12 protein-coding genes are annotated in these 14798 nt (G+C 39.6%); all 12 read right to left on the reverse strand.

Annotation, left to right across the window (positions count from 1 at the left end):
* Nucleotides 1-188: 188 nt before the first annotated feature.
* The 12 genes from ACIQXV_RS02275 to ACIQXV_RS02330 all read right to left on the reverse strand — a co-directional run bounded on the left by ACIQXV_RS02275 (nt 189) and on the right by ACIQXV_RS02330 (nt 14609).
* On the reverse strand, nt 189-1871 hold the full coding sequence (locus tag ACIQXV_RS02275) for a cbb3-type cytochrome c oxidase subunit I (protein WP_402955459.1): 1683 nt from the start codon (nt 1869-1871) through the stop codon (nt 189-191).
* Nucleotides 1872-1886: 15 nt separating this feature from the next.
* Nucleotides 1887-2354 (reverse strand): cytochrome c oxidase subunit II, encoded by a 468-nt coding sequence (locus tag ACIQXV_RS02280; protein ID WP_402955462.1) that lies wholly within the window; start codon nt 2352-2354, stop codon nt 1887-1889.
* An 11-nt stretch (nt 2355-2365) separates the two neighbouring features.
* Nucleotides 2366-2506: a cytochrome c oxidase subunit 2A gene (locus ACIQXV_RS02285; protein WP_402955465.1), complete on the reverse strand. Its 141-nt coding sequence runs from the start codon at nt 2504-2506 to the stop codon at nt 2366-2368.
* Nucleotides 2507-2879: 373 nt separating this feature from the next.
* Nucleotides 2880-3809, reverse strand: coding sequence for a heme o synthase (gene cyoE / locus ACIQXV_RS02290; protein WP_402955468.1), 930 nt, complete (start codon nt 3807-3809; stop codon nt 2880-2882).
* Nucleotides 3810-3957: 148 nt separating this feature from the next.
* A complete protein-coding gene (locus ACIQXV_RS02295) occupies nt 3958-4884 on the reverse strand; it encodes a ketopantoate reductase family protein (RefSeq protein WP_402955471.1) in 927 nt (308 codons plus the stop codon).
* A gap of 216 nt (nt 4885-5100) precedes the next feature.
* Nucleotides 5101-5355, reverse strand: a complete 255-nt coding sequence (locus ACIQXV_RS02300; RefSeq protein ID WP_402955474.1) for a GlsB/YeaQ/YmgE family stress response membrane protein — start codon at nt 5353-5355, stop codon at nt 5101-5103.
* Between the two features lie 124 nt (nt 5356-5479).
* Nucleotides 5480-7852 carry a polyprenyl synthetase family protein gene (locus ACIQXV_RS02305; protein WP_402955477.1) on the reverse strand — a complete coding sequence of 791 codons (2373 nt, stop codon included), beginning with the start codon at nt 7850-7852 and terminating at the stop codon, nt 5480-5482.
* Between the two features lie 204 nt (nt 7853-8056).
* On the reverse strand, nt 8057-9529 hold the full coding sequence (locus ACIQXV_RS02310; protein WP_402955480.1) for a protein adenylyltransferase SelO: 1473 nt from the start codon (nt 9527-9529) through the stop codon (nt 8057-8059).
* Nucleotides 9530-9836: 307 nt separating this feature from the next.
* Nucleotides 9837-11009 (reverse strand): C40 family peptidase, encoded by a 1173-nt coding sequence (locus ACIQXV_RS02315; protein WP_402955483.1) that lies wholly within the window; start codon nt 11007-11009, stop codon nt 9837-9839.
* Between the two features lie 224 nt (nt 11010-11233).
* Nucleotides 11234-12424, reverse strand: coding sequence for a macrolide family glycosyltransferase (locus tag ACIQXV_RS02320; RefSeq protein ID WP_402955486.1), 1191 nt, complete (start codon nt 12422-12424; stop codon nt 11234-11236).
* A gap of 255 nt (nt 12425-12679) precedes the next feature.
* On the reverse strand, nt 12680-13741 hold the full coding sequence (locus ACIQXV_RS02325) for an LLM class flavin-dependent oxidoreductase (protein ID WP_402955489.1): 1062 nt from the start codon (nt 13739-13741) through the stop codon (nt 12680-12682).
* Between the two features lie 16 nt (nt 13742-13757).
* A complete protein-coding gene (locus ACIQXV_RS02330; RefSeq protein WP_402955492.1) occupies nt 13758-14609 on the reverse strand; it encodes a VOC family protein in 852 nt (283 codons plus the stop codon).
* Nucleotides 14610-14798 lie beyond the last annotated feature (189 nt).

Raw genomic sequence — 14798 nt, forward strand, 5'->3', positions numbered from 1 at the left:
GTTGTATTAAGCATAAAGAGATAGCCCTGACCAAAGAGCTATCTCTTTTTTAACTTTGATAACTGTCTAGCTGCAGCGCCTAGGGGCTCGGGGTCATAAGCCAATCAGTCAAGAAGGCTAAAGGGCAGCCTTTTCGCCTGCTCGTCTTATGCCTGTCGCCCCTGGGCAAGGCGCTTCCGCTTTTCTGTTTACCATGTTTTGAACGGTGGCGATCCTGGAGGTGCATTTACGATAAACTCTGATAATGGGATGACATATGCCATGGCAACAACCAATAGCATGACGACAATCCACATACCCCAACGGTCTGTCCAATATGGTGTTTTGGTTGCATTTTCTTCTTCTTCTGCAATTGGGAATTCTGTTTCCCCTTTTGGTGCAAAGAACATCATATTGATAATTGCGTACACTTGAAGTAGCACACCAATGATTAATAATGTCCCGCCAACAGCTAAGCACAATAAATATGGGTTCCAGCTTAACGCTGTTGCATTGTCTCCATAAGTTGTAAAAGAAGTTCTACGCGGTGAACCAAGTAATCCAACCGCGTGCATTGATCCAGACATAAAGATCATACCAATTGTCCAAATCCATGTTTGAATGACACCTAAGCGATTGATTTGTGGTGTTAATACTCGTTTAGAAATATACGGAACCAACCAATAACTAATTCCGAAGAATGTCATAACAACGGACATACCTAGTGTTAAGTGGAAGTGTCCAACAATCCACATTGTATTATGAACAACCTGGTTTAATTGGTTGGTGCTTTGCGCAATACCGCCGGCACCAGCTGGAATAAAGGCAATCATCGCAATCATCGGAGCTAAGAAACGAACATCGCCCCAAGGCATTTTTTTATACCAGCCGATTAGTCCTTTTCCGCCTTGTTTTCTTGCAGTCCGTTCAAATACGGCGAACATAGCCCATGCAGTCATTAAGGATGGGAAGCCAATCGCTAAACTCATAAATACGTGCATAAATTTAACAGATGGTGAAATTCCCGGGTCAACGATTTGGTGATGGAATCCACCAGTAATATTCATAACTACTAATGCAATGATAACAACACGAGTTAATGTATCACTCCAGCGTTTGCCGCCAATAATTTTTGGTACGATAACATACCAGGCAGAAACGGCTGTTAAATACCAGATATTAACCAACGTATGGCCGAAAGCCCAGAATAGTGTACGTGCAACCATAACGTTGATCGTCTTAACCCAGCCGAATGACCAAGGAATAATCATCACGATTACTTCGATTGCCACAGGCAGTGAACCGAAGAATAATAGTACAAATACACCAGTTGCAAAGTAAGATAGAATAGGAACATGCTGTCCTTTATGATTTTTTCTCCAATTGGCAACTTGGATAAAGGCTCCGAAAGCACACATCCAAACGCCAACTACAATTAATGCTAAACCAATATAAAACATTGGTGCTGCAGCCATTGGCGGATAGAAAGTATACATAACAGAGGCATCACCCATAATGATTGGGATGACGGCTAAAACAAAACCGACAATCTTCAATCCATAGCCGATCCAAGCCATCGTTCGAACCTTTGGAAGCAGACCGCCTAATGTATGGGAAAGGCCTGCGTAAAAATATCCAATCGTAAAGAAGGCAGTTAATACAACAACTAATAACAAACCATGTGCGGTTAACACTTGATAATAGTTTACCCATGAAGGTAATTCCAACAATCCTGCACGATTCAGCCCTTGCACAAGGCCCAAAATCCCGCCAAGAAGTATTGCCATAAATGCTACAAAAATATATGATTTCGTTAATAAGGCGTCTTCCTTGCTAATCCCCATTACCTTATTTGCTTTATCTTTAAAATTTTGCGATTTTGCTGTTTGCATTTTGCTTCCCCCCCTTTATTTAACCGTAATAGTGGTGCTCATCATTTGGTGACCAGCACCACAATATTCATTACACAACACTAGGTATGTGCCTTGCTTATCAAATTTTTGAGTAATCTTTTGAACATGTCCTGGCACGACCATTGCATTTAAATTCATTTCTGCCACTTCAAATCCGTGAACGACATCTTTAGAAGTTAAGGTAAAATGCACAGTAGATCCGGCAGGCACTTCAATATTTCCCGGGCTAAAACTAAATACTTGCAATGTCATGACGACTTCATATTCATTTTCACCAATCTTAGTAATCCCCGGCTTATCAAATGGTGCTGTTTGATCTACTTTTTGCGGGTCAATGATTTCTTTATTACTTGGCGGCTCCATATCGTAAGCAAATGCCTGGTAGCCTGTGATAAACATAAAAATCATGATCATACCAAAACTTAAGGTCAGCCATATCTTTTCATCAAGATGCATCTTCATCTTTTTTCCCCCTATAATCTAGACATAAAAAGTCCGTACAACACTAAATACGTAAGAAGAATAACTACTCCTACAACGCCCACGGAAATCCAGGTTCCTTTTAGCGGAGCTTCGAACACTTCATTTTTTTTGTTACCCTTTGTAGCTGCCATCCCAGTTCATCTCCCTTAAATTCTTTATACTTACATCATAATTGCGAAGAGTTATCAAAGAAGTGAACTGCATCACGGGAATGAGAATTATTTAAAGAGGATGAAATTTCTTTATTATTTTATTTGCATCAGAATATGAAAAATGAAGATATCTCTTAACGCACTCAAAAGCATTATTATCACTGTTTCAAACTCATTTTCCACGTATTCCCATTATTGTAAAATAGGTTTTTATTGTAAGAATGGACGAAAGCAATAATGACAAATTTGTGAACAACGTAAAAATTTCAAAAAAAAAACTGCCCCCTTGTATGGCAATTTTCTTCCATACTTTGGAGACAGCTTTGTGTTATTTCTTTAGAAAATTAGGTGTTTATCTAAATACCGGCAATGTAACAATAATCATCATCAGAAACATGATGGTTATATAGTTTACAGAATAAAGAAAAATCACATGAGCCCATTTAAGATCGTTCTTCGTGAAAAATCCGGATATACTCACAGCCAGCCAGCCAATATTAAGCAAAGTGGCAAGAACAACAAATGTTGTCCCAAGCGGAGCCAGATAAAATGGTAATGGCAGTAAGCAGGCTACATAGACTACCATTTGCCGCTTTGTCATCGGCAGCCCATATACAACTGGCAGCATAGCAACTCCTGCCGCTTTATATTCATCGTATTTTTTGATCGCAATTGCGAAGGTATGAGGCATTTGAAAAATAAACAAAATGAGTGCCAGCATAATTGGGATGATATGAAAACCAGATTCTATTGCTGTCCAGCCAATTAAAGGAGTAACAGCCCCGGAAACACTCCCAATAACAGTATTAAGTGTATATCTGCGTTTTGACCACATCGTATATAAGATTACGTAGGTAAACCATCCCACAAACCCATAAACAGCTGCTTCAACTGTTGTGAAAAGTAAGAGGATGAACCCAATTATAGATAAGGATATTCCCAAGGTTAAAACCATTTTTAGCGAAAAATGCCCTGTTACTGTTGGTCGGTTCTTCGTTCTGTCCATTACTGTGTCAATATCAACATCGTACCAGTTATTAATTACAAGAGCCCCCGCCATAACAAGCGTACTGCCAATAACCGTTAGTAAAAAGACACCCCAATAATCTTTAATGGAAACATCGGTAAAATAAAGTGCTAACCAAAATCCTGTAAACACAGGCAATACGTTTGCGATTAACACAGGCGCTTTAAAAAGTGCCCGTAAATCAGCAAATAAGGTAGAACTCGATAAAGCAGCTCCCCCACCACTTTGTAGAGCAGCAATGCTATTCTTATGCATCAATAATCCTCCCCAAAAAATCCTTTACTCCTATACTATTTTTCCTCTCTACTATATTAACATAAATCGATGCCTGTTATGCCCTGGTAGCATTATGTAATTATCCCAATTGTCATTTCTTTATAGGACGATATCAGTATCAATGGGATCACTGAACATAATATTGACCTTCAAGCAATTTAATCTCACTATATAGTTCTTTATTTGTTGGTGTAGGAATTCCATACTTTTCACCTAAACTTACGACTGTACCTGCAAATAATTCCACTTCACTTAACCGTCTCGCGTCCACATCTTGAGCCATAGACGGTTTTCCTTCGGGACTTAATGTGCTCAATACTTTTAGCCAATAATTCAAATCTTCTTCAGTTAAACAAACCCCTTCTTTTTCCGAAAGTGCGATAACCTCTCTCATAGCTAAAATCATGGTTTCCCTTGCTTTTCCACTTTTTTGAACTTCACCATAATTACTTTTATTGACGGCAACCGTTTGATTTACCCCTACATTCAGCATAAATTTCCCCCATTGCCTTCTAACCATATTGGAATCGGCCTCATATGGAACGTCCATTTTTTCAAAAAACGCTGCCAACATTTTTACTTTCTGGGAGACATAACCGGATTCTCTTTCTCCAAAGCAAAGCATTCCCATATGGTCATAAGTCAGTTTATTCCCCACTTTAACTGCATCCATACCCTGTGCCACACAATATAGGACTTTGTCCATTCCATAGGTGTCTCCAATAATCGCTTCACTCGTAATCCCATTCAATAAGGATAAAATAATGGTGTGTTCTCCAACATGATGCCTCACCGCTTGAATTGCATCATTCAATCCATTAAATTTAACGGCAAAAATAAGCAAATCCGCTGGTTCGCAGACTTCCTCGGGGGTAACATAGTGGAAATGACAACGTTCCCCATTACAATAAATCTCGTCCTCTTCATATCTTTTGATGCGATCTTTATCCGCAATAATTCTTAAATCCTCAATCTGCATTTTCTTACTTAATTGATTTCCAAATAGTATTCCTAATGCCCCTAGCCCAATAATAGAAACTGTTTTTATCGCCATATGCGCTCTGATTCCCTTTCATTTTTTAAATAATTTGTCGAGTATATTTGTTAATGTTATAACTATTTTATCACATATTTGAATTCTTTCATTTACGCAAAAAAAAGCAAGTAGACTTGTCTAAAAAAAGACCTTGTCTCCTTGCAAGTATCATAATCTATTATTTTTCAATTCTTTTGGACCTGTTGCTGTTTTTACAGGCTCTTCTTTATTAAGTTAATCCAAAACCTTGGCAATGATTCCGATAACAATGACTACAATTATGGCACCAATCAGCGCTGGAACTAGTGAAAAACCTGCTACTATAGGACCCCATGTCCCAAATAAAAGCGGACCAATCCACGCACCGATGAAACCAGCTACTATTGCTCCAGCCCAGCTTCCAGGCATTTTAACAGGTGATACCTTATCCGCAACAGTACCGATTATCAGTGCAATAATAGCAGAAAGGATAAAAGTAATAATACTCATACAACAATCCCCTTTTTGTCAGCATATGCAAGCCCATTCCTGAGTGTTCTACTAACAAAATAGAATCCGCAAGGGCAATTGTGGTTGCTTATCGTTACCCCTATTTCCAGCTTCAGCCCTAAACCTAATGGTCCCGGTTCACAATATAATTCAATAAATGCTTCAGAAAAGCAGTATTCCGCGGTACCTCATGCAACGTTTCCATTGCAAGACAGTAATGTTCCCACATCTCTTTTCTAGCACCCTCCTTACCAAGAATTGAGACAAAAGTCGAATTGTTATTTTCAGCATCTTTGCCAATGGGTTTTCCCATTAAGAGCAGATCCCCTTCAACATCGAGCAGGTCATCTTTAATTTGAAACGCAATTCCGGCATGGCGGGCAAATTTTTTCAAAGCCTCCATTTCGAACTCCTTTTTATTGGCGAGTATTGCAGGCATGATCAGAGAAGCTTCGAATGCTATACCCGTTTTATAAAAGCACATCATGTTCAATTGTTCCAGCGTCAATTGTTTCCCTTTCGACTCCAAGTCCATCGCCTGTCCCTTGCACATCAGCTCTGTCATGTGAGCTGAATATTGAATCAGGTTTAGCACAGTTTTCGAATCGAACTCGTCAAGAGATGCTTGTTCTTCAATAGCCTTCTGGGTAAGGAAGAGACCCGTTAATTCTGCTATTGCAATGTTGTATACCTTGTGTAAGGTTGGACGCCCCCTGCGGGTGGACGCATTATCCTGGGCTGGCAAATCATCGAAGATTAAGGATGCGGTATGCATATATTCCAACGATCTCAAAAGCGGCACGATTGCCGATTGGTTTAATCCATATTCGTTAACACCCATGACCCATGTCATTATCGGTCTTAATCGCTTTCCGTCCCCTTCAAGGCTGTAATTTGCTGCATCGATTATCGGATCTTTCAGCAGAGATACATTCTCGACCTTAGGGATTTTCAAAATGTTGTTGATTTGATCGCGTACCGTTTCAATCGTATCTAAAAAGTCGTCCTGTTCCTTCCGTTCATTTTTCAGAATGACAATCATATGGTCCCGTAGCAATTTATCAAAGAAATCCACATCATCTGCTTTTCGAACCATCCTTTGAATAACACGATTGAATTTAGGATTTTCTGAAGCAAATAGGTTCATCACTTCGTTGTATTTTTCAGTTCCCATCCGTTCTTTAAATCGTTTAAGACCATTTATTGCACGATCCAGAATCACTTCGCAGGTTTTGGAATCTGAGTGATACACATTATGGATCAAATTAGAGATGACCGCCCAGTATAATTCAAAGGGGTTTATCAGATCTGATCGCTTATCATGATATTTCAGATAATATGTATAGGGGGTTACCGCACCTTCCTTCATGTCATCAAACATATCTGCAAAATCATCCGCCAGTTGATTGTAAAGGCCATAAAAGAATGTTCGGCTGTCAAAGCCCTCATCCTCAGGAGCACTGATGACTGAACGGACAATCAAACGTGAAGATGAGGATTTTAAAATGATCGGTATATAAAGCTCTTCATTGGTGTAATTTGAATTGGATAGATCCTTTTCACGATCCACTTCCTGGGAATGGAAAAATACATAGGATTGCTCGAAGAATGATTTCAGTGTCTCTGGCCGCTGATGGGACTTAATATACTCAAAGGCAGATCGAAGTTCCGAATGGATATAGCGGATCAGATCTTTTGTTTTCCCAGTCCATTCGCCTAATTTCGGTACAGACCCTGTGATAAGGGTGGTACGTATCAAAGTGGAGTATTGTTTTTTCTCTTTATCGGATAAGATTTCTGAATCGAGAAGATCGTCAATGAAGGGATATGTCAGACCATAGGAATAACCAAGCCTAATAGCGTTATCAAGTTTCTGAGTACGTTCTACAGGAGTTATCTCCGAACTCATCTCTTCAATCACGTGCATAAGTACACCGGCAATGATTTTGATAAGCTTTCGCTGGGCATGTTCTGCATTCATCCCCTTTGGAATATTGGCGGAAACCGTTTTTAGTTTGTTCATCAGCCAGATAAAGGTGGTTTCAATGCCTTCCTTCTGGGCCCACCGGTACAACCCGGCCACGCTAAAGTCTTTAGATTTATCTCCTCGGCCTGTTGTCAGGTGAGTTTTTAAACTGTCGACTACTCGTCGAATTCTATTCTGAGTGTTAATTGAATCGAGAGATTTGCCCAGATCCCGCATGAAAATATACGAGATGCTTCGATCCAAGTAAGGCTCGAGTTTGCCTGTGTATTCTAGCCATTGAATATAATTGTGGTACTCCTGTGGGTCAGGTTTCTTCTTACCACGCAAAAAAGAGGATAATAATGGATAATGGTGAATATGGTTGTGTTTCCAGGAGTGGAGATCATTTGTTAGGGTAGGAATATAGTTCTGTTGTGAGACCTGGACATAAAGTGATTGAAAATAATGAGCAGCCTTCTGCTCAGCCAGTTCATAGCATGTATCCGCATTTTTTATTAGCTCCTGATTCATACTCTACATTCCTCTTCATAATGGTTTCTTTTAAACTAGCAAATATATATAAATATAGTACTAAAAAAACAACTTTATAACCAATTTGAATAGTAAATTAAAAAATAATAAGCCGAATTTCCACCTGCGACATTAGGAAATTCGGCTTGCGAGTCTTGTTCTTATTAAAGATCATTCCTTGTTTTTGTTCCCTATGCGTCTATATCATGTACCGCAAAATGTTCGGTAAGGACTAGATGATGGCAAAGCTGGTGTGGAATATTCAGCTTGAGCGGAAGTGTGAGCGTACGGGCTTGAAAGAGCCTCAAGAAGCTTCTCCATCACGCAATAGTCCCCTTCTTTCACTGCGGCATCTAGCGCGGCTTCTACCCGGTGGTTCCGAGGGATTAGGGCAGGATTACTGTTCTGCATTAACTCACTTGAGGAGGCTTTCGATTCCTCCTGCCGTTGCAGTCTTTCCTTCCACCGTTCATTCCACTGAGCAAATTCTGGCGTCCCGGGCAGGATCGTTTCCTCCAGCGTATCAAAGGTTAATGCCCGGAAAGTATTGGTATAGTCCACGCGATACTTTTGCATCATACTAAGGAGATCATCTATAAGAGTTTCATCCTGTTTTTCTTCGTTAAATATTCCTAGTTTTGCTCTCATTCCCGCGAGCCAATTATTTTTATACAACTCCATAAAATTTGAAATCGCATCCTGGGCAAGTTTGATCGCCTGTTCCTGATTGTCATGCAGCAGCGGCAATAGGGTTTCAGCAAATCGCGCGAGATTCCACCCGGCCATATACGGCTGATTACCATAGGCATAACGCCCTTGAACGTCAATCGAACTGAATACTGTTTCCGGATCATAGACATCCATAAAGGCGCAAGGACCATAATCAATGGTTTCTCCGCTAATAGTCATGTTGTCAGTGTTCATCACCCCGTGGATAAAGCCAACCAGCTGCCATTTGGCAATCAGGGCAGCTTGACGCTTGATCACTTCTTGAAGAAGTGAGAGATATCGACTCTCATCAGCTTCAACATCCGGAAAATGGCGCGTTAGTGTATAGTCAGCCAGGATCCGAAGTTCCTCAACTGTTCCCCATTTTGCAACGTATTGAAAGGTTCCAACACGGATATGACTTGCCGCCACACGGGTCAGTATGGCACCAGGCAGGTCGGTTTCACGGATGACTAGCTCGCCGGTTGACACCACTGCCAGGCTGCGGGTGGTAGGAATACCAAGCCCATTCATTGCTTCGCTAATGATATATTCACGCAGCATCGGTCCAAGTGCCGCTCGACCATCGCCTCCACGGGAGTATGGCGTTCTTCCTGGTCCCTTTAGCTGAATATCAAAACGTTCTCCCAAAGGAGTGATCTGCTCCCCAAGCAGCACGGCACGACCGTCACCTAACATTGTAAAATGCCCGAATTGATGTCCGGCATATGCTTGTGCAAGCGGCAAAGCTCCTTCAGGAATCTGGTTGCCGGCAAACACCGCTACTCCCTCTTCGCTCTGCAGCCCCTCAACATTCAATCCCAGGGATACTGCCAATGGGCCATTGAGAATGATTAACTTTGGTGAGCGTACAGGGACCGGGCTCTGACTGGAATAGAATGATTTCGGCAGACGGGCGTAACTGTTGTCAAAGTTCCAGCCTAGTTCTTTTATTTCTTTGATCATCATTTCACCTTCCCTTCTTTTTTCTTTCTCTTTCCTAAAAAAATCATAGTCATTCAAACATCTATTTATTACTTTACATATCAACATAAGGCAGCCCTTTTTAATGTCTACTTCTGCCAATTTATTATACCGTTTCCATGCAAAGATGACGACCTATACCAATTTTTATGTTTGCACTGAAATTAGCGATAAAATTATAGATAAAAAAACTTCCCCCAAACCATTCGTCTGAGGGAACAAAAGGAAATTATTAACTTTTTTCTAAAGGATCTTTCAATATTTAAGTTTACACTTCAAAAAATTGCCCCCATTAAGGTAATATTCTAGCAGCACTAGAAAAAGACGAAGGATTATAAGAAGAAATTTTCACAACATCACCCGTTTGCGGGGCATGTATATATTGCCCATTTCCAATAAAAATGCCGACATGATGGGCAGGCGAACCCCTGAATACTAAATCTCCCGGCTGTACTTGACTCGGAGAAATTCTCGTTCCTACATTTTGCTGGTCACGTGATACTCTTGGGAGATTAATGCCCACTGCACGATACACATATGAAGTGAATCCCGAACAATCAAATCCGTTTGGCGTTGTCCCGCCCCAAACATAAGGAACACCCAAAAATTGTTTAGCATACGCAATCACTGCACTTGCCGTAGCAGCGTCAGGTGGATTGGGAGCAGCAGCCGATGATGTTGAATTTGTAGCATTGTTTGCTGAAGATTGCTGTCCGGACTGTTGTTGCGCTTGTTGAGGTTGTTGAGGTTGTTGAGCTTGTTGCGCTTGTTGCGCTTCAAGCTGCTGTTGCGCTAATCGTGCCTGCTCTTCTTCCTCTTGTTTAGCCAGCTGATCCTTTTGGTTTTGTAATTTGTTATTCGCATCCGCTAATTCTTTTGCAACTTCATTTTTAACTTCTTCAATGCTTTTTTGTTCAGCAGCTAATTGATCCTGGCTCTTTTTTAATTTGTCAAATTCATTATGTAATTTTTCCTCTGCATCTTTTAACACCTGTTCTTTTTCGTTTAAACCATTCAGTAAGTCCGTGTCACTTTCCATAATTTGCGAAATGGCAGTAAAACGAGTTAAAAACTCTGAAATATTATTTGAAGAAAGCAAAAGTTCTGCGTATGTAACGATTGACTGTTTCCCCTCTAACTGAATGCTTTTTAGTCGTTCAGAATAGACTTTTTTGTGAACATCTAAGGATTTTTTGGCTTTTTCGATTTCAGCCTCTGTTTCTTCAATTTTTCCTTGTTGTGTTTTAATTTGATTATTCAGATTGTCACTTTTCTCCATTGCTAAGATGATGCGGTCGTCTAATTGTTGAATCTTTGTTTCAAAGTCTTCAATTTGTCCTTGTGTCGCTTCGATTTGTCCTTGTGTTACTGGTGAATCTTCTGGACTTGCAAAAGTAGGTGTTGCTTGAACCATAGTAGCGAGAACCGCAGCTGAAACCGTATATTTAATTAATTTTTTTATCATAACAAAATCTCCTCTTATTCCCTAACTTTATTTCCGTTTCTTAATATATTACTAGTTTATAGTCTAAATAGACTAAAAACAATGAAACTGTCGGTAATGTAATATAATTGTAATTTTTTGTAGAAAAATCGATAGAGAATTATTGGGGAATTTTCAGCACTTGAAGCATTGCCGTAACCACTAAGAAAAAGCCGCCAATAATGGCAGCTGAGAAATTTTAATATTTAGATTTCATATTTACTTTTAAATTCAAAAATTTCTTCAACAGCTTGGTGATATCCACCTGATTTTTTAAAGGATTCCATTATATTTGAAACAGCTTTACGGAAAGATGGGGTGTTTAACACACGATCTGCGGTTTCACGCAGTTGATTTGCAGTCAAGCTTTGCATTTGTAATTGAATACCGGCACCGATATTGGCAACTTGCCCGGCAATGATCGGCTGATCCGCGCTTTGTGGGATTACAATGAGTGGAACCCCGTAATAGAGTCCTTCATGTGTACTGTTCATTCCACCATGTGTAATAAATAATTTAGTACATTTCAGCACCTCAGTTTGTGGAACATAATTTTTTACAATGAAGTTTTCAGGAATCTCCCCCAAATAAGATATTTGAGCTTTTTCCCCAATCGACATGACAACGGTATGGTCAGTGTTCCCAAATGCCTTAAAACAAAGCTTATAAAAATCAATGGCTTGGTTAAAGACAGTACCAAGTGAAATGTAAATAGAGTTTTTCCCCTTGATTGCAGTTAGGTCGAAGTTTTCTTGCGTTAATCGTGAAGAGATGGATGGACCTACAAATTTATAAGTTTGGTCGAATGCTTCTCCGGAAGGTTGAAACTTCCTAGTTGTATAAACAATTGTTAGTGGTGCAGGATTACAAAAAACTTCGTATGGTGAAAGGATTTCGACATCATATTTTTCCTTCACCATTGCCGTCAAGCTTTGATATTCATCGTATATTTCTGCAGGAATTTTTTTAGAAAGCTGTTCCAACATTTCATCGAATGCTGCTTTAGTCTGCGCAAAAGAAGTACACGAATTGATTGCCGGAAGCTTTAGGATTTGGGCAAGTAAACGGCCGCAGCCAAACATGGAATCGTGGATGATGTAATCAAAATGCTCTCCTTCGATTTGCTCTAGTACACTTGGTATCACGATATCCGCAGTACGTAATAGACCGTTGATTCTTTCGAGTAAATAATTTCTTCCACCCGAGATAAAGGCTTTTATAAATTTTTGACCGTCCAATGTTCGTACAGTAGCTCCCGTCTTCTCAATACGCTCTCGAAAATCTTCGATTGTAAAGTACACTACCTCTTCTCCACGCAAAATAAGCTCTTGCACAACACCAATAGTCGGATTGACATGTCCTTCAGATCCAGCATTAATAAATAAAACTCGTGCCATTTTCACCACTCCTTAGCTAAATGAAACTTTCCTAATGCTTAAAAAAGCGCTCCAAACTTACTGAATAATATTTTTTTTGGACGTTTATAATTTTTACACAAACCAACCATTTATATTAGAAAAGCAATTCATTTGAAGTGTAAAGAGTATCACCATAATAAAGGAGATTGTTTTTCAATTATAAATTAAAAAAGGATGGAATTCCTGTTCCCACCCTTTTTCTTCTGCAACTTTTTCACGCTGCCTATATAAAGTTTATTTACTTGTCTCTCTTCGAACGATTGGAGCAATTTTCGTTGCTAACAATTCAATGCCTTCTGCTACATTCTTAAACGGTTGACCACCTATATCTAACTGTGCCAAGAACCGTTGGTGCCCAAAGAGTTCGTGTTGTTGAAGGATCTTTTCGACAATTTGCTGCGGACTCCCTACAAACAATGCAGTATCCGGACTAGCCATTTGTTCGAAATCATTTCTTGACATTCTTGTCCCCATTCCACGCTGACGATTTACATATCCCCAATAATTAGAGTAATAAGGATAAAACTCGTCCTTCGCTTGTTGGGTTGTCTTAGCTATATAAGCATGGCCGGTAACACCAACCTTCAATGTTTCTAGTGAGTGTCCCGCATCCAATCCAGCTTGACGATAAAGATCGACAAGTGGCTTAAAGCGTCTTGGATTTCCACCCAAGATAGCTAAAGCCATTCCCACCCCAAATCTTCCAGCACGAACGGCACTCTCGGGTGTACCTCCAACTCCAATCCAAATTGGTAATTTTTCTTGTACCGGTCTTGGTGAAATTTCAGCATTCCTTAAAGAAGAACGGAACTTCCCCGACCATGTGACGGTCTCATTTTCGGTTAGTTGTAATAAGAGCTCCATATGTTCTTCAAACAATTCATCATAATCGTTTGTACTATAACCGAAAAGAGGAAATGATTCTATAAATGCTCCTCTACCAGCCAGTATTTCTGCTCGACCATCCGAAAGTAAATCCAATGTAGCAAAATCTTCGAATAGACGAACTGGATCAAGTGTACTTAAAACACTTGTTGTACTTGTTAATCTAATTTGATTTGTTACTTGAGCAATAGCAGCCAATAGAACCGCGGGAGATGAAGAAGCATAATCCAATCGATGATGTTCTCCTACGCCAAATACATCTAATCCTGCCGCATCGGCAAGTTTTGCGGCTTGAATGATTTCTTTTACTCTTTCCTTAAACGTTATCGTCTTGGAAGTCAAGGGGTTCGGACCAATATCCGCAAGTGTGTAAATACCAATTTCAATACCGGCACTTTCTTTAGTAGCCAATCAAATACCTCCCATCTTATACAGCTAACTCTATTGCGTTTCCAGAAGGATCAAAGGTGATAAAATTATTGTTTTCTTCTAATACCTCCGCACCAATCTGCTTCAAATTCGTTACTGCTTGATTACGAGCCCCTTCATTATCAAAAATGAGCGTAAACGATTCGAGACCTACACTATTTTTGGCGGGAGCTTTTGCCCCTAAGCCATTCCATGTGTTGACCCCTACATGATGGTGATATTTTCCGTAGGAAAGGAATAAGGCCTGCCCTCCAAATCGATTGACTACGTCCATTCCCAGTCCTTTTTTATAAAATTCTTCTGTCTTATTTAGTTCTGACACATGTAAATGAATGTGACCCATTACTGTTTCAGCAGGCATTTTTTGCCAAGGCTTACCCGGTGTAGCATGTTTTAGCAAGTTTTCAAAATTTAATGTATCAACAGCCATTTCCACTTCAGCGCCATTCCACTTCCATTCTGAAGGAGCCCGATCACGATAAATTTCAATCTCATTTCCATCTGGATCGTGTAGGTACAATGCTTCACTGACAAGATGATCAGAAGACCCAAAGCGAATTCCTTTTCCCACCAAATGAACTACAATATTGGCTAAAGCAGATTGATCTGGTAATAGAATTGCAAAATGATATAAACCAGTAGTTCTTTCCTGTTTTGGTATAACATCTTCAGGTTGTTCTAGTGATAAAAAACTTGTTTTCCCATCCGTTGTTAGTTTTACTGTTGAAGTTGTTTGTTCTAAAATATCGAATCCCAGGACATCTTTATAAAATTCTATTGAACGTTGTAAATTTTCCACTTTAACTTTTACATGCCCAACAAATGTTGTTGGCTTCTTGTGAAATCCCATGGATAACCCTCCTAGAGTATATTTTTTATGATTGAAAAAACATTTGATCTAATGAAATTTTTGATTTCTCAGCAATAATGAAATAAATTGAAATGGCTAATAAATTAAGTTACTTTATGTAAGTAAGTATATTTGTTTAATTAAATAATGTCAAGTAACTAAGTTTTAAATTGTAATTTAATATCTGAT

The sequence above is a fragment of the Neobacillus sp. NPDC097160 genome, from assembly GCF_044762155.1.
Classification (GTDB): domain Bacteria; phylum Bacillota; class Bacilli; order Bacillales; family Cytobacillaceae; genus Neobacillus.